This window comes from Gracilibacillus xinjiangensis, assembly GCF_042651765.1.
GTDB classification, from domain to species: Bacteria; Bacillota; Bacilli; order Bacillales; family Amphibacillaceae; genus Gracilibacillus; species Gracilibacillus xinjiangensis.
Window position 1 is genome coordinate 1 of record NZ_JBHSDT010000001.1, and the last position, 17,453, is coordinate 17,453.

The 17,453-nt window shown below is 34.9% G+C and carries 16 protein-coding genes and 1 rRNA gene; 8 read left to right on the top strand and 9 right to left on the bottom strand.

The genetic code is table 11. The features are described 5' to 3' along the window. Positions 1–164, bottom strand: a 16S ribosomal RNA gene (locus ACFOY7_RS00005); the annotation flags it as partial. 480 nt (positions 165–644) lie between these two features. Further along, entirely contained in the window at positions 645–1,511 is an 867-nt protein-coding gene (locus tag ACFOY7_RS00010) for a nucleotidyltransferase-like protein (protein WP_390248110.1), read from the bottom strand. 218 nt (positions 1,512–1,729) lie between these two features. Here ACFOY7_RS00010 and ACFOY7_RS00015 point away from each other — a divergent pair, with 218 nt between their 5' ends. After that, positions 1,730–2,101 carry a YgzB family protein gene (locus ACFOY7_RS00015; RefSeq protein ID WP_390248112.1) on the top strand — a complete coding sequence of 124 codons (372 nt, stop codon included), beginning with the start codon at positions 1,730–1,732 and terminating at the stop codon, positions 2,099–2,101. A 75-nt stretch (positions 2,102–2,176) separates the two neighbouring features. Here the strand turns inward: ACFOY7_RS00015 and perR are convergent, their stop codons facing one another. From perR to ACFOY7_RS00035, 4 genes are all read right to left on the bottom strand, one after another. Further along, entirely contained in the window at positions 2,177–2,626 is a 450-nt protein-coding gene (gene perR, locus ACFOY7_RS00020) for a peroxide-responsive transcriptional repressor PerR (RefSeq protein ID WP_390248114.1), read from the bottom strand. Positions 2,627–2,793: 167 nt separating this feature from the next. Next, positions 2,794–3,354 (bottom strand): cob(I)yrinic acid a,c-diamide adenosyltransferase, encoded by a 561-nt coding sequence (locus tag ACFOY7_RS00025; RefSeq protein WP_390248116.1) that lies wholly within the window; start codon positions 3,352–3,354, stop codon positions 2,794–2,796. Positions 3,355–3,421: 67 nt separating this feature from the next. Then, a complete protein-coding gene (gene bcp, locus ACFOY7_RS00030) occupies positions 3,422–3,895 on the bottom strand; it encodes a thioredoxin-dependent thiol peroxidase (protein WP_390248118.1) in 474 nt (157 codons plus the stop codon). Positions 3,896–4,001: 106 nt separating this feature from the next. Further along, on the bottom strand, positions 4,002–4,418 hold the full coding sequence (locus ACFOY7_RS00035) for a potassium channel family protein (RefSeq protein ID WP_390248120.1): 417 nt from the start codon (positions 4,416–4,418) through the stop codon (positions 4,002–4,004). A gap of 75 nt (positions 4,419–4,493) precedes the next feature. On the opposite strand from ACFOY7_RS00035, the gene ACFOY7_RS00040 reads away from it, so the two are divergent. From ACFOY7_RS00040 to ACFOY7_RS00060, 5 genes are all read left to right on the top strand, one after another. Continuing rightward, a complete protein-coding gene (locus tag ACFOY7_RS00040; protein WP_390248122.1) occupies positions 4,494–5,189 on the top strand; it encodes a response regulator transcription factor in 696 nt (231 codons plus the stop codon). A gap of 1 nt (position 5,190) precedes the next feature. After that, the gene (locus tag ACFOY7_RS00045; RefSeq protein WP_390248124.1) at positions 5,191–6,192 is read left to right on the top strand and encodes a sensor histidine kinase; all 1,002 of its coding nucleotides are present in this window, start codon (positions 5,191–5,193) and stop codon (positions 6,190–6,192) included. 123 nt (positions 6,193–6,315) lie between these two features. Beyond that, positions 6,316–7,092, top strand: a complete 777-nt coding sequence (locus ACFOY7_RS00050; protein WP_390248702.1) for an ABC transporter ATP-binding protein — start codon at positions 6,316–6,318, stop codon at positions 7,090–7,092. Beyond that, positions 7,067–8,974: an FtsX-like permease family protein gene (locus ACFOY7_RS00055; protein ID WP_390248126.1), complete on the top strand. Its 1,908-nt coding sequence runs from the start codon at positions 7,067–7,069 to the stop codon at positions 8,972–8,974. Before ACFOY7_RS00050 ends, ACFOY7_RS00055 begins: the two co-directional genes overlap by 26 nt. A 73-nt stretch (positions 8,975–9,047) precedes the next feature. Next, complete coding sequence (locus tag ACFOY7_RS00060) at positions 9,048–10,340, top strand: glutamate-1-semialdehyde 2,1-aminomutase (protein ID WP_390248128.1); 1,293 nt, start codon at positions 9,048–9,050, stop codon at positions 10,338–10,340. A 41-nt stretch (positions 10,341–10,381) separates the two neighbouring features. Here the strand turns inward: ACFOY7_RS00060 and ACFOY7_RS00065 are convergent, their stop codons facing one another. Then, positions 10,382–11,599: an MFS transporter gene (locus ACFOY7_RS00065; RefSeq protein ID WP_390248130.1), complete on the bottom strand. Its 1,218-nt coding sequence runs from the start codon at positions 11,597–11,599 to the stop codon at positions 10,382–10,384. 168 nt (positions 11,600–11,767) lie between these two features. Here ACFOY7_RS00065 and ACFOY7_RS00070 point away from each other — a divergent pair, with 168 nt between their 5' ends. Beyond that, positions 11,768–12,436, top strand: coding sequence for a response regulator transcription factor (locus ACFOY7_RS00070; protein ID WP_390248132.1), 669 nt, complete (start codon positions 11,768–11,770; stop codon positions 12,434–12,436). A gap of 22 nt (positions 12,437–12,458) precedes the next feature. Here the strand turns inward: ACFOY7_RS00070 and ACFOY7_RS00075 are convergent, their stop codons facing one another. Continuing rightward, positions 12,459–14,456 carry an ATP-binding protein gene (locus tag ACFOY7_RS00075; RefSeq protein WP_390248134.1) on the bottom strand — a complete coding sequence of 666 codons (1,998 nt, stop codon included), beginning with the start codon at positions 14,454–14,456 and terminating at the stop codon, positions 12,459–12,461. A 147-nt stretch (positions 14,457–14,603) separates the two neighbouring features. Here ACFOY7_RS00075 and ACFOY7_RS00080 point away from each other — a divergent pair, with 147 nt between their 5' ends. Beyond that, a complete protein-coding gene (locus ACFOY7_RS00080) occupies positions 14,604–15,686 on the top strand; it encodes an FUSC family protein (protein WP_390248136.1) in 1,083 nt (360 codons plus the stop codon). Positions 15,687–15,690: 4 nt separating this feature from the next. Here ACFOY7_RS00080 and ACFOY7_RS00085 read toward each other — a convergent pair whose 3' ends face one another. Next, entirely contained in the window at positions 15,691–17,445 is a 1,755-nt protein-coding gene (locus ACFOY7_RS00085) for an ABC transporter ATP-binding protein (protein WP_390248138.1), read from the bottom strand. Positions 17,446–17,453 lie beyond the last annotated feature (8 nt).

The following is a 17,453-nucleotide window of genomic DNA, read 5'->3' on the forward strand; positions in this document are numbered from 1 at the left end:
GTTATCCCAGTCTTACAGGCAGGTTGCCCACGTGTTACTCACCCGTCCGCCGCTCGTTCCACAAACGTTCCTCCGAAGAGTTCAGTTTGCTTCCCGCGCTCGACTTGCATGTATTAGGCACGCCGCCAGCGTTCGTCCTGAGCCAAGATCAAACTCTCAATAAAAATTGCACATGGAAGTGCTGATGTCGATGTTGCAACACGGATGTTACGAACTTATCGACGTCCATTTGATCTGCTCGCTTCTATAAGCTAGCTTGTTCTTACTTTTTAATCATACTGGTTGTTTTGTTCAGTTTTCAATGATCAATGTTTGTTGCTGTTTTTGCGACAGCTTTTATATTATATCAACTCAACTTCATCTTGTCAATAACTTTTTTCGAAAGTTTTTTTAACAAGAAGTATTAAGTTTTTGCTGTGTTGTTTCAGCGACGTTTAATAATATAACACGGATTTAAAACTCAAGTCAATAACTTTTTTAAAAAAACTTTGAATGGATCTGTTTTCTCTGTTTGATGATGCATCTGCCTTCATACACTTTGCAAAAACAGTATATGTAGTACGCACACAATTGTGCATAATCACTAATTTTGCATATGCTTATAAAAACAGCAACCACTTTACCAGTGGTTGCTCTCTCTTTACCTACTTCACAGTATATTTACGGTGAAAGATTGCATTACTCTTTGTTTCCTCTAAAGCAATTTCGATTTTTCCTGAAGTAATTAAATAATCCATTACATTAACTAGATCATATATATATGGTTCTGCTTCTGGATGAACTTTAAGTTCGCCGTAACCCCAAGGCTCATTTCTTTCTCTCATAATATCCAAAAGATGGTCAGAACATATGTCTATAATTTTATTTATAGAGAATTCTATCGCTATGAGCATTAACTCGACTTTCTTCTTTATATCCTCTTTACTTCTAATAAGTTCTTCATATAATTTATAAATTTGCGAATCAATTCTTTTTACTTGCTTCCATACCATTACTTCCGGATGATAACCTTTATCTATAATTGAAATCCTTGCTAAGTAATGCAAAGAACGCAGCATTCTACTATATGCATCTAAATAGTCTCCAGAATGATATAAGTTCTTCCCCTCAGTATAATTTCTGGTCAATTTAGAAAACTCAATTGCCAACTTCAACTTTCGCTTCTCAGTTGGAAAAACTCTTAATGTCTCTTTTAACTTTTCTAAATACTGATTCCGATCATAAATGATTCTCCCGTTTATGATCCATTCTATTGCTAGTCGATACCTGCTAGTATTAATCCAGTCTTCTAGTACTTCCTGTTTTATTACATGTAATGCTGCTGATTTATCCTCATACTCATAATGTTTAACCAGCCATTTTTGTTCCGAATCAGCGACAACCACGAGTAAAATGGTGTCAAAGTTATCTGTTTCCGGACTAATTTCCTCTCTTTTCTCCATTATAAGTATGCCTAATGTATTCGGATTACTTGCACGCTCCTGATATATCGGCCGTAAGATATCCTCCAAACAAACTCCTCCTTATTTTTCTTAATAACTAAAATTCGATAAAAAACACAAGATTCCTCTAACAACTTTCATAAAATAACCAATATAACACTTTATACCCGTATCATTTTCTTGTTGAAACATTGCTTAGCACTGTTCTATCTGTAGAAAATTACACAATCATTTCCCCTATATGCTATACTACTTATGAAATCAGGATTTTCTATGGGGGATAACTAATGGCGGAAATTACATATAAAAACAAGATTAATCGGATTCGGTCCTTCGCACTAGGATTAATATTTTTAGGATTTGGAATTATGTATGTTGGCATACTATTCCGAAAAATAGAGTGGCTAATGCTGATTTTCATTATCTTGGGAACATTAGCGATTGTCTTCAGTACTGTTGTCTATTTCTGGATTGGACTGCTGTCTACAAGAGCTGTTCAAATTATCTGTCCTACTTGTGAAAAGCCAACCAAAATGTTAGGTCGTGTCGATGCTTGTATGCATTGCAAGCAGCCTCTGACTTTGGATAAGGATCTAGAAGGTAAAGAATTTGATGAGAGTTACAATTCAAAAAAGAAGAAAGATCAAAAAAGCCGCTGAGATTTCTAGCGGCTTTTTACATTTGCCATATATAATATAAAAACACACGACTTAAAGCCGTGTGCTATTTTAATATTATACAATTTGGTTCTTCTCTTTTTTACAATCTTGGCATACTCCGTATACTTCCATTCGGTGATGGCTTACATCAAACCCTGTAATCTGTTCTGCCAATGATTCCACTTCATCCAGACTTGGATAATGGAAGTCAACTATTTTACCACAGCTCTCACAAATAATGTGATAGTGCTTCGATGTATTGCAATCAAAACGACTAGAGGAATCACCGTAAGTTAACTCACGAACTAAACCAATTTCCCTGAATACACGTAAGTTGTTATAAACTGTTGCAACACTCATATTAGGAAATTTACCTTCTAGTGCTTTATAAATATCATCAGCAGTAGGGTGAGTTTCTGCATTCAATAAGAACTCCAACACCGCATGACGTTGTGGTGTAATTCGAACCCCAGATGACTTCAGCTTTTCAACAGCTTCTTGTAACATATGTTCAGACACCGCCATGCACCTCACTTTCTCCTACAAAAATTCGAATAATTATTGTTATCCTAATACCAGTTTACAATATAAACAGTATTAATACAATTATTACTTTGTAATTCTTATAATTAGTGTACTCTTATTCAGCTTGTCCTGTCAATAAAAGTATATAGAGAAACGGGATTTTTATTCTAAATATCTGGATTAAGTATAAGTTCCTCAACCGCTAATTGATGATTGATGTAACGGGCAGCAACAAATAAATAGTCAGACAAACGATTTAAATACTGAAGAACTAATGGAGTATGCAAATCATTCTTCATACTGACAACAAGTCTTTCTGCTCTTCTTGTAACAGTTCTTGCGTGGTGTAAAGTTGATGCAGCAACATGCCCTGAAGGTAATATGAAATTCTTTAATACCGGCAATTGTTCTTGCCACACATCGATCTCCTGTTCTAATTGGAAAATATGCCTTTCTCCAATTTGCCATTTAACTTCTTTATCAAGTGGTGTCGCTAACTCTGATCCAATATGAAATAATACTGTTTGTACATATTGAAGACTGGATGTCATCGCATCTTTTTCAGCCCAGTCATCTATTCTTAATAGATGACTAATAGCTAATCCAATGATGGAGTTTACTTCATCACATGTACCATATGCTTTCACACGCAGGTCATTTTTCGCAACTCTTTTTCCATAAATAAGGGATGTTTCCCCAGCATCACCTGTTCGAGTGTAAATCTGCATTGAGGCTACCTCATTTCTAAATTATGAAGAAAGTGCAAGCAAATTAATGCTTCCACTCTTGATATAGTTATTTATTTAATTCTTCACGAATGTATTGTAATGCGTTTTCCACATGTCCCTTCACCTGTACATTACGAAATTCTTTCTGTAATACACCATCTTCATCAATAATAAAAGTTGAGCGAACTATTCCCATGTATTCTTTACCGAACTTCTTCTTTAATTGCCATACACCGAATTGTTCCGCCACTTCTTTTTCCTCATCAACTAATAATTCAAATGGCAGATCATGTTTATCAATGAATTTCTTATGACTTTCCTCTGAATCCGGACTAACTCCCAGAATGACTGCATTGACATCTTGAAAGCTTTCATAATTATCTCGGAAATCACATGCTTCTGTCGTACATCCTGGAGTATCATCTTTAGGATAAAAATAAAGGACTACATTTTTCCCTTTATAGTCAGAAAGTTTAACTGTTTTGCCCTGATTGTTGGTTAATGAAAAGTCTGCTACTTTTTGGCCTACTTCTACTGTCACAAAAAATCCCTCCATTAAGTAAAGTACTGCTAATTATATTTTTGTTCAAAAGGCTTGAACAACTTCTAAGTATTAGGTTACTTGAAATAATGGAAAGTCTCAACTATTAACGACTGAGACGTTCTCCATTTTTCCCTTGCCAAATCTTTAAGAAAAATGCTGGCGGCAATATATAGCCAATTAATGATTCTATTAATGCAAGCAGTCTTCCCCAGCCAATTGGTGTAATATCTCCATATCCAACGGTCATCAGTGTTACTCCACTAAAGTAAAAAGAATGCGCCAACGTTTCTAATGGTGGTAATTGATGTAATTTACCGTCATCCAGTAAAAGTACTCCTTGAAATGACAAAACAAAATAAAGACAAGCAAATGAGGTGAGTACAGTAAAATAAACAACTAATAATGTATAAAAAATTTCATAGGAGAAGTAGCTTTTTTTATGTACCTTTCCAAATATAAATGCATACAAACTACCACCTAAAAGAAAGGATATTAATAGGATTGAAATGATTGCAATCAACAGAGGACCTCCCCTTAATTCCTGTTTATTTTTTCCTGTTATTAGTTTACGATAGATACATAGAGGTGATGACAAGTGATGCGAATTTATATTGTAGAAGATGATCGTAAGATTCGTGATATTCTGAAGGAATTCTTAATAAAATATAATTATGACATTGAAATAGTAAAAGATTTTGACAAAATACAAGCAGAGTTCAAGCAGTATGAACCACATTTAGTCCTACTTGATATTAATTTGCCGCGATTTGACGGATTTTACTGGTGCAGAAAAATTAGGGCAATTAGTAACTGTCCCATTATCTTTATATCTGCAAGAGATAGCGGAATGGACCAAGTAATGGCAATAGAAAATGGTGCAGATGATTATATCACCAAACCATTTCAACTAGAGGTAGTATTAGCCAAGATCAAAAGCTTGCTAAGGCGCGTATACGGCGAGTATCGGTCAGATAGAAGCGGCTCCATTATTGAGGTAGAAGGTTTGACTCTTGATACATCGACATTCTATCTAACATATAAAGAGAACACTATTCTTCTCACCAAGAAAGAAGTTCTGCTTGCACAAGCCCTCCTAGCCCAAATGGAACAAATCGTTTCAAGGGAATACTTACTAGAAAAATTGTGGGATGACCAAGATTTTGTTGATGACAATACATTAAGCGTAAATATAACAAGGCTTAGAAAAAAGCTGGCAGACCTGCAAATTACTGATGCCATTACAACAATCCGTGGTGCGGGCTATAAATTAGAAAAAACATGGGTGATGTGAAATGTTGGCATATATAAAAGATCAAATGACTTCAATTATTTTCTTCTATTCACAAATCGCACTTATCATATTGATTGCACAGTTAGCTAGTGGAATTGAAGGTTATTCCATCAGTAATGCGAATTTATTTTATATGGTTGTTGTTGTTACATTCTTTTTGCTCATCTATCACACTTTTCGCTATATTAAATTTAGGGATTTATATCAATTTACTGCAAATGACGCAACAGAAACAGCTTGGCTCCCAGATCCGCCAGATCAATTAACGACTCAAATAAAAGAACATTATGAAAAACAATATGATACCTATAAGCAAGAGTTAGAAAAACTGTATGCTGAAAAAAAGCATGAAAGTATGTTTATTCAGCAATGGGTACACCAGATGAAAACACCACTCTCTGTTATGCAGCTTATCTTAGAAAAGGAATCAGGTTCTATTTCACATGCAACCAAAGCGGACCTAGAAGAAGAATTAGACCGTATTAAACACGGGCTTCAACTAGCTTTGTATCAGGCGAGATTACAACATTTTGAACGAGACTTTCATGTGGAGAAGATTCCTTTCACGGAACTGCTCCGCACGACTATTCAAGATTATAAATCCAGTTTTATTAGAAACCACGTCTATCCTAAAGTAGACATTGATGACTCTGTAACGATATATTCTGATCCTAAATGGCTGAGATTTGTCCTAGAGCAAATAACTAGTAATGCTATTAAATATGCGAGCGGAACAAATACTCTGATTCAATATACCGTTACTAATTCCAGTGGTGTCTATCAATTACATATTAAAGATGAAGGTATTGGAATACCGAAACAAGATCTAAGAAAAGTATTTGACCCATTCTTCACTGGCTATAATGGGCGCCATTACCAGGAATCAACCGGAATGGGACTATATTTATCAAAGCAGATTTGTGATGCATTAAATCACCGATTAACCGTCCATTCACTAGTTAACAAAGGTACTACTGTAACCATAACATTCGAAACAGCCTAAACTAACGAAATCTTACATATTTGTAAGGTTTCCTTTTTAATTTGAAAGAATTATCAATAGGAACAAATCGGTCAAACAGTTTATAATAAAACTACAATAATGAATAAGGAAGGAAGAAAACGGTTGGCAATTTTAGAAGCAAGAAATATTTCCAAAATCTATGGCAGCAGACGCGGGATCGAGCATAAGGCAATTGACAATATTTCACTGATAATTGACAGAGGAGAATTTGTTGGTGTCATGGGGCCATCGGGCAGTGGAAAAACAACATTATTAAATGTTCTCTCAACAATTGATCGTATATCTGCTGGAACTATCGAAATAAACAATCAGGACATTACACGGCTTTCAAAAGAGAAGCTGGCGAAATTTCGACGGAAGCATATGGGGTTCATTTTCCAGGACTTTAATTTATTAGATACGTTAACAATTGCTGAAAATATTATGTTACCACTAACATTGGATGGATGGAAAGTAAAAGAAATGGAGCAACGTTTGGTACAAGTATCGAAACATTTAGGAATCGACACCATTTTACGCAATCGGACTTTTGAGATTTCCGGGGGACAGATGCAACGAGCAGCAATTGCTCGAGCAATCATACATGAGCCTGCTATTATCTTTGCTGATGAACCAACTGGAAATCTGGATTCAAAAGCATCAAAGCAAGTAATGGAAGCATTGAGTCATTTAAATCAGGAAAAGGAGGCAACAACCCTAATGGTAACTCATGACCCGTTTGCAGCAAGTTTTTGTGAGCGGATTATATTTATTAAAGACGGAAAGCTGTTTAACCAGATCGACAAAGGGGATAGCCGCCAAGCATTTTTTCAGGAAATTTTAAACGTACAATCAATGCTGGGAGGAGATACAGATGACTTTCAGACAGTTCGCCTTTAACAATGTAAGGCGAAATGCGAGGCAATATTTGAGTTATTTCTTCAGCTGTATGTTTTCTGTTGCAGTTTTCTTTATTTATGCGGTCATTATGTACCACCCGGAAATAGATGGTCATGAGTTCCGTGCAAATGTTCAGCGTGGAATTATGAGTGTTGAAGTTATTATTTATTCCTTTTCTTTTTTATTTGTATTATATTCAACCAGTGCATTTATCAGATCTCGTAAAAAGGAATATGGTCTGTTAATGACACTTGGAATAAGTAAAAGACAGCTGAGCGGTTTACTCATATTGGAAAATACAATTATTGGTATTATATCTATTATATCAGGCGTGCTCGCTGGACTAATTTTTGCGAATATATTTATTATGGGGTTTTCGCAGATTTTGGGTATGGAAGGGACACTTGGTTTTTATATCGCACCAAAAGCAGTTGTACTTACAGTAATTAGTTACTTCATTATGTTTGAATTAAATTCGCTGATTGTCGTTTGGACATTAAGGACGAATGCAGTGATGGAGTTATTTCGTGGGGCTAAAGCTCCGAATAAAGTGCCTAAGTTTTCATGGTTACTAAGTATTATTGGAATAGGACTTGTGATATCTGCCTACTATTTAGCCGCAACTGCTAGTCTTATGACGATCTTTTACCGGATGTTCATTATCTTATTACTTATTATCCCAGGAACTTATTTATTGTACACGCAATTTTCAGTTGCTTTAGTTTCCTTACTAAAAAGAAGAAAAAGTCTGTATTTGTGTAAAACGAACTTACTAACCATTTCGGATTTGAATTATAAACTAAGAGATCATGCAAGATTACTTTTTTTTGTTACCATTTTGAGTGCTGTCTCCTTTACAGCTTCTGGCGTGTTATATAGTGCATTTCAAAGTGCGGAATCAGAGGCATCAGCCTATATACCGAATGATCTCTCTTATCTTAGTAAAGGTGAAAATATAGCAAAAATGGATAGTGAAACAACTAAAGTGATCGAAGCTTTTCAAGAGAACAACCTGGATTATAACTTGGTTGAAGTTGAACGAACCAGAGCACAAATTACTAATATGAATAATGAGACTTGGATTCATTTAATATCTTACTCTGATTACAAAAAGCTTGCGAAATTGACTGATGCAGCTATTCAACCATTACATAATGAACAGCAAACATTGATCATGTTACCACACCTGATGACAACCAACAGCTTAAGTTTGCCAGAATCTATTACTGTACAATCTCAAAATCACCAAATCCAACTCCATTCCGTTGCTATACCTGCTACTGTTAATGATATCTATCAAATAGGCTATACGACTGTTGTTGCTGATGCCATTTACGAGCAATTTGCTATAGTAGCTGAACCAGATGAAATTTATAAGTATGTGGCATTTTCAATTAAAGACTGGGTTAAATATACGGATATTGTTGAAGAGGTTAGCGATAAGCTAGACACAGAAATAATATCAAATATTGATTCGAAAGCAGATTTTTACAATGTAATGAAAACTACATTGTCCCATACCCTCTTCTTCGGTTTATTTATTAGTGTATTATTTTTCTTAGCTGCTGGTTCCATACTTTATTTCAAAATGTATCAAGATTTGGACAAGGATATCGAACAGTACAAAGCATTATACCGGATTGGTCTTACGACAAAAGAAATGAAAAAGATTGCAACAAGACAGATTGCCTATTTATTTTTCATACCATTTGGGCTTGCTGTACTCCACTCTAGTTTTGCTTATAAAGCATTACACAATATGCTGGCATCTTCTATCCTTTTGCCTAGTATCACTTTAATTATCGGCTATTTAGTTATCTATGCCATTTACTTTTTCTTTATCAGGGGGCTATATATCGCGAAAATTAAAAAGGTAATGTAAGTTAGATTATTTATTCCTCTATTATAGATAATGCTATAATTAATGATGCATTATTTATTATGGAGGTTTTACTATGCAATTTACTCAATCAGAAATTTTACATAAAGAAGCTCAAGAACATATTGTTGGAGGAGTTAATTCACCATCACGAGCGTATAAAGGAGTTGGCGGAGGTTCCCCTGTTTATATGGAAAAGGCAAAAGGAGCCTATTTCTGGGATGTGGATGGGAATAAATATATCGATTATTTAGGTGCGTATGGCCCTATTATTACTGGACACGCTCATCCCCATATCACTAATGCTATTAAGGAAGCAGCTGAAAATGGCGTGTTATATGGAACTCCGACTAAGTTAGAAAATGTCTTCGCTCAGAAATTAAAGAAAGCCATTCCGTCAATGGATAAGGTTCGCTTTGTAAATTCTGGAACAGAGGCAGTAATGACGACAATTCGTGTAGCACGTGCTTATACTAGCAGAGAAAAAATCATCAAATTTGCCGGTTGTTATCATGGTCACTTTGATGCGGTTCTCGTCCAGGCAGGATCCGGTCCCTCAACATTAGGCAACCCAGATTCAGCTGGTGTTACAAAAGCAACAGCAAAAGAAGTAATTACAGTCCCATTTAATGATATTAAAGCATTTAAAGAAGCTCTTCATCATTGGGGAGATCAAGTGGCCGCGGTTCTTGTTGAACCGATTGTGGGTAATTTCGGTATTGTCGAACCAATGCCTGGATTTCTTCAAGAAGTCAAGAATCTTACCCACGAAAGTGGAGCATTACTCATTTTTGATGAAGTAATTACTGCATTTAGATTCACATATGGCTCTGCCCAGCAAATCGTCGGAGTTGAGCCTGATATGACTGCACTAGGAAAAATTATTGGTGGAGGACTGCCTATTGGTGCTTATGGCGGTAAGAAAGAAATTATGGAGCAAGTGGCACCACTTGGACCAGCATACCAAGCCGGAACAATGGCAGGAAATCCTGCTTCGATGTCATCCGGGATTGCTTGTTTAGAGGTATTAAGTGATGAAGGTATATATGAAAGATTAGATAAGCTTGGCGCAATGCTGGAAGATGGTATTATCTCGGCTGCTGAACGTAATAAAGTAAATATTACAGTAAATCGTTTAAAAGGTGCATTAACTGTCTATTTCGGTGAGGAAAAAGTGACGAATTATGCACAAGCAGAATCAACAGATAGTGAGAAATTCGGTCAATTCTTTAAACTTATGTTAAAACAAGGGATTAATTTAGCGCCGTCTAAATATGAAGCATGGTTCTTAACGATTGCTCATACAGAAGAGGATATCCAACATACGATAGAATGTGTTAATTACGCCTTCAGCCAGATGAATGTGTAAACTAATAAAGAGGTCCCAAATAATGACGGGGCCTCTTTTTTCTATGAAATAATTGATTCTGGTTTTTTATCTGAACTAGGTTTTATTAGGAAAAAAGTAATTAGAAAAGCAATAATACTCAATCCTGTAAGAAACCAGTATAAAATTCCATCATATTTATCCATCATTATTGCAATTATTGGCGGACCTGCTGCGACTCCTAGAAACCGCATACTACTGTATAATGACGTAATTGTTCCCCGAACATCTTTTTTCAAGCCCTCTGTTATTAACGCGTCCAATGCAGGTAATGACATACCAATGCCTAGTCCAGCAATTGATAAAAAAATTGTTATCATTAATGCAGATAACTCTGTCTTCACAAAAACAAGTCCACCTGCAGCAATCAGATTCCCTGCAAAGATGGTCCACTTCATGATCACTTTATTTTTGCCAATCTTCTTTCCTGCCAGAAAAGAAGCGATACATAATAACAAGAGTGGTATTGCTAATATAACCCCCTTCCCTGCACCTTCCATATTATACTTGTTTTCTAGCACTGTCGAAAAATGAAACAAAAACCCAAACAATATGAACATGTTTAAACACCCAATAATAAACACTGTTATGAGCCATTTGCCATTATTTTTGAATGTTTCTTTCACTTCTTGGAAAAATTGATGAAAAGTCTTCTGGCTTACTGCATCATCCTTAGGGGGTTTTACTAAGAATAGAACAAGTAATATAGCGATAGCACAAAAAATCGGTATAAACACAAAAGGCAAATACCATATAACAACTGCGAGCAGTGCGCCTATTATAGGGCTAAGAACCTTTCCAAATGTATTGGATGTTTCAATAATTCCCAGCCCTGTACTAACATCTTTTTCGTCTTCAAACATATCACCAACTGTTGGTAAGACTACCGGGAAAGCACCTGCTGCACCAATCCCTTGTAAAAAGCGGCCAATCATTATCATTAAATACGGATCATTCATGCTCCAAGCAGCATACGCTGACAATATTCCTCCAACACCAGTTATAATCAGACTGGGAATAATGACCTTCTTTCGCCCAACTTTGTCTGACAGATAGCCTGCTATTGGTATTAGTATAATAGCGACAACCGAGTAAATAGTAATTATTAGGCTTGACTGAAAAGAAGATATTCCTATTTCCTTTTCCATTATTGGCAACACAGGGATTAACATAGAATTTCCTAATGTCATTACTAATGGAATAGAAGCTAGTGCATATAAATCCAACTTTTTGCCTTTCATCTCGCTTCTCCTTCATCAATATACATTTTAGTTTCTGCTGTCTATTGTTTGCTAAAACAAAAAATTAATACAATGTACGATTAAAATTTCGTTTAAGATACTATGGAACCTTTGTATTTGTTATAATACGTATATTAAGTAAAAATCTACAATAAAAGAGGGGATTATATGTACAAAATTCTCATAGTGGAAGATGAAGAACTGTTCTCTGATGCTATCAAAACAGTGATTAATGTTCAACCAGATATGGAGGTTGTCGAGCAATCCCCGAATGGGTTAGATGCCCTTTATAAAATTGATATTTTACAAGTAGATATTGTGATAACGGACATTCAGATGCCTAAATTAGACGGGATTGAATTCATTAAAAAAGCTAAGGCAAAATATCCTCATTTAAAAATATTAATATTAACAACTTTCAATGATCAATCTTATATTATAGAAGGATTAGCACATGGAGCAAATGGATACATTTTAAAAGATGGTGATTTTCAAGATATCATGAACACTATTCGTAATACATTGGAAGGGAACACTACATTGCCACCCGAAATAGCCAAACAATTATCTCTTTACCTTCTGCAAAGTAAAGAATTATTAGACGACCATTCATTACCAGAGTGGCTCGATGATGATTTTACAGAAAGAGAAAAGGACATATTAATACATTTAAAAAACAGGCTAGCTATTAGAGAAATTGCCAATGAATTAGCCTTATCTGCAGGTACTGTGAAAAATTACTTAACACTCATTTATCACAAACTAAATGTCAAGAACCGGCTAGAAGCAATTGAATTATTAAATAATAAAAAGCATGATCATCCTCTTGATAAATAATGTGGATAATCATGCCACTACGTCATTCTATTGGCAACATAAAATAAAACTTTGTTCCAATCCCGATTTCGCTTACAACCCCGATTTCACCATCATGCTGCTCAATTATTTCTTTTGCAATAGTTAATCCCAGTCCTGATCCTGTGTTTGAACTTTTTTGTGTACGATATAATCGATCAAATATATAAGGAAGTTCTGCCTGTTCAATCCCTTTCCCAAAGTCTTCTACCTCAATAAATAAGTATTTCTCCTTATAGATAGAAGCATCAATCCGTATTGTATCTTTTTCTTCCCCATGCTTTATTGCATTATCAACAAAGTTGCGGATAACTTGAATTATTCTCTCTTTATCTACCTGGATCAAATAATTTTCGGGAATATTGCATGTTGTCTGCAGGTTCAACCCAAGTTGGCTTAACTCATAACCAAACAAGTTCTCCAGATCATTAATAAACTTATTAATTTGCACTGTTTCCCGATGGATTGACCACTTTTTCAATTGTAATTGCGACAATTCAAACAGATCATTAGCTAATCGTTTAATTGACCTGGTCTTTTGTATAAGTGTATCTAGTAATGGCTCGGACGGCTTAATATAACCTTGTTTGATCAGAATTAATTGTTTTTCAAAAGCGTTCATCGGTGAGCCTAGATCATGTGCAATATTCTCCATCATATCCGATCTGCTTTGATGCAGCTGAATAAGTTCTTTATTTTTTCGTTCTAGTTCAATGGTGCGTTTATTTACCTTTTGCTCTAACGTGTTATTCAATTCTGATAGAGAATTTGCTAATTCCAAGTTTCTTTCGGATAACCTGTCATATCTTTTGGAAATAATGACACCCTGTAATATTAGAAATAACAGGATACTGTACGTTAGTGTCATCGGAAAGTTCACAAATTCTTTTTGGAAAATAGTTTCAACAATTGCTGCAATAATCATTAATAAAATTCCTATTATATTAATGATACTTCCTTCTCTATTATTAATAATTGCTTTAATACCTGTAAACAATACAAAGTATAGCAGGGTGAATAAAATAATAGTAACGTGTAACAATAAAAAGTTAGTCGAAATATATGTTGGTGTCAGTAAGATAAATACAAGAAAGCCTGTCAATACAATAAACGTGAAATAATAGATTTTTTGATTAATTTCTTGCCTGTATAAATCATACATAAATTGAATGAGTAATATCATACCAAACAGCAAACTTGTATATTCTATCTTAATCATCAATGTCCATGTAACGGAAGGGAAAAGCACCTGAAACATATTTTCTGTTAGTAAAAAGGTTCGTATCATCGCCATGAAACTAATTAAGCAAATATAGAGAAATGTTTTATCATTCCTGTTTATCATAAATTTAAAGTAAAAATATATACTGATGAAGAGGAATCCTCCGATTAACAATAATTGCTCAATAATATCTTTAAACATAAAAGAAATAACATTTAAATGGTCTCCATAATAGACATCCTCTATTATCCCTCCCTCTCGAAAGGAATAATTCGAGACTTGGATAACCAGTTCATTATTCACTTGATCTGCTTCATAAAATATTATTTCATCCCTTAAAAAAGGTACTTCTTCTTTTGCAGACAGGCCTAATTCTCCAACTTCTGCTACTAATTCACCATTCAGATACGCTTTATATGCTGAGCCAATATACTGAAAATAGAAAGAATGTGTTTTCCCTATTTCCTCTTCTGAGATATCATATTGCAATCGATATGTTCCAATACCATGTTGTTTTATTATACTATGATCTTCCCAAGAGTACGGCGTTTCTATATATGTCGGCTCATCTATAGGAAAATCGCTAGAATTTAACCATTGATTGGGATAGAACTCCCATTCACCCGATAATTGATAAATAGTAGATTGCTGCTCAAAAGGAGTAATCTGTACATAACCATCCTTTATTACTGGTTTAATAACATTATGTTTGTCTTGTAAAAACCAGATTAGCGTAACGCATGTAATAAAAATTAATAATAAGACATACTTTCTTCTCATAGGTAGTCATCCTTTTGTTTTTTACATTTAACCTACATTATAACAGTGTAAAAAAACTGTAGCACTACTTTTTCGTTTCATTTAAGGCAGTGTCGGTAATAGCATTACATGTTATACTAAAATTAACCAAAAATAGTAGGTGATATTATGAAACTTGGGGCAAGAATGCTTAAAACCGGAATTGCTGTAACTGTTGCCCTATATATTGCTAATTTAATTGGTCTGCCTTCTGCAACATATGCAGGTATTGCAGCAGCATTTGCGATTCAACCAAATATATACCGCTCCTTCCAAACCATGTTTGAACAAATATATGCAAATATATTTGGTGTGTCAATTGCGACACTTATTGTGTTTACATTAGGAAATGACCCATTAATTATTGGCTTTACAACGATTATTGTTATAGGTTTTTGTATGTATTTAAAAATGAACGAGAATACGACTGCACTTGCGATTATCGCAGTACTTGCTGTAATGGAAACTACGGAAATGATGCTGCTTAACTTTACTGGTTTACGCTTCTCCTCATTAACTCTAGGAATCGTTTCTGCTTTCTTTGTCAACATGCTATTTTTCCCACCAAAATATGAATTGCGTTTATTTAAGCAAATTGATCAAATGACAGCAGATATATTACAATGGCTAAGAATCTCTACTAGACATTTATCAGATGACCCTGCATTAAAAGGAGAGATTGATCGGTTAGACCTGGAAATAGCACATATTGATCATACATACTCACTATACAGTGAAGAACGAATATACCGCAGGAAAGCAAGAATTCCTAAAATGCGCAAACTTGTTATCTTCCGACAAATGATTGTAACATCAAAGACATCTTTAGAGACATTACGAGCAATTTACCAATATGATGATAAAATTGATACAATCCCAAAGGAATTTCAGCAAGTTTTAGTTGATGAGCTAGACAAAATAATCTATTCACATGAAAGATTATTATTAAGTGCAATGGGGAAAATCAAGAAGAATCAAAGGAAGCTGGTTGAGGATATAACCACACCTAACATACCTCATTTAGTTGATACATTGTTTCTTGTTTATGAAAAAGATGAAAAAGATCGCCATAGTTTACTCCCGCTTGCTTCAAGGTTGATGGAATATCATAAAGAAATCCTTTATCTGCAGAAACTGCTATATAGTTATCATAAATTCCATGAAGGTATAAATCTGAACTTCAAAAAAAAGAAAAGGAGAATATTGCCATAATGGCTTATTCTCCTTCTTCTAATTCTTGAATATGATATAAATTATAGTAGCTGCCGCGTTTTTGCATTAACTCTTGATGTGTTCCCTGTTCCACTATTAAGCCTTTTTCAATCAGAACGATTCTATCAGCATGGGTGATAGTTGATAATCTGTGGGCAACAATAAATGTTGTTCTGTCAGATGCCAATTTTTCTAATGCCTCCTGAATTAAGCTCTCACTTTCTAAGTCAAGTGCAGAGGTTGCTTCATCAAGAATGAGCAGTGGAGGATTCTTCAAAAACACCCGAGCAATTGCTACCCGCTGCTTTTGCCCACCGGATAATTTGACACCTCTTTCACCAACAAGTGTATCATAACCATTAGTTAATTCAGAAATAAACCCATGTGCATTTGCCGCTTTTGCTGCTTCTATAACTTCTTCATCTGTTGCATGTGGTTTCCCCATACGTATATTTGCGGCAATTGATTCACTAAACAATATGTTATCTTGCAAAACCATCCCAATCTTATCCCTTAATGTTCTTACTTGGACATCCCTGATATCATGGCCATCAATTAAAATGCGACCATCCGTTACATCATAAAACCTTGGTATTAGGCTGATAATGGTTGATTTACCACCACCACTCATTCCAACTAATGCAACAGTTTCACCTTTCTTAACTTTTAATGATATATCCTTTAAAACCACTTCTTCTTCTTCTTCATAGCGGAAAGAAACGTGCTCAAACTCGACTTCCCCATCCACCTCGCTTAATTTCTCCGCATTTGGCTTATCTTTTATATCATACTTCTCATCAATAAACTCAAAGACACGATCCATAGAAGCAATTGATTGAACTAGTATTGTCGATGAACTAATGAGCCTTCTTAATGGATTATAGACCAAATCCATATAGCCGATAAATGCTGCAATAGTACCTACTGAAAGTCCTGACGTAATAGCAAAGTAACCAGCAAAACCAATTACAAGCAATGGTGCTAAATCTGTTATGGTGTTCATAATCGAAAAAGTTTTTGCATTCCAAGCTGTATGGTCAATAGCACGATCAAGGAAATTTTTATTTTGTTTATCGAATTGTTCCTGTTCATAATCCTCTAATGCAAAACTCCTTGTTACAGGAATACCTTGAACTCTTTCATGCAGGTGCCCTTGGACTTGTGCTAATGCTTGTGACCTTTTTCTTGTTAATGCCCTAAGTTTCCCATAAAATATCTTCACCGAAATTCCATATAGAGGAAATAAAGCGACAGCGACTATTGTCAACCATACATCCATTGTTAGCATAATTCCAATTGCTATAAAAATCGTCACCATATCTAACCATATATTCATTAATCCTGTCATAACAAAATTTTTCGTTTGCTCGACATCATGGATTACTCTTGAGATTATTTCCCCTGTTTTCGTTCGTGAGTAAAATTGCAAACTTAAACGTTGGATATGATCAAATAATTTCTCGCGAATATCATACAATACTTTATTCCCTGTCCATTGTCCTAAATATTGACGATAATATTCTATCGGTGGTCTTAATACGATAAATACCAGAGCCGAGATTCCCATTAACCAAAATAACTCCGATAACTTCTCTGAAGTCGTCATAACATCAGATCCAATTATATTATCAATCACATACTTTACAATTAAAGGAATTAATAAAGGGATCCCAAATTTAATGATCCCTATAACTATCGTTAATAAAATTTTCCATTTATATGGGTAAACAAATTTCAAGTAGCGTTTTATACTGTTCAAACTAGTTG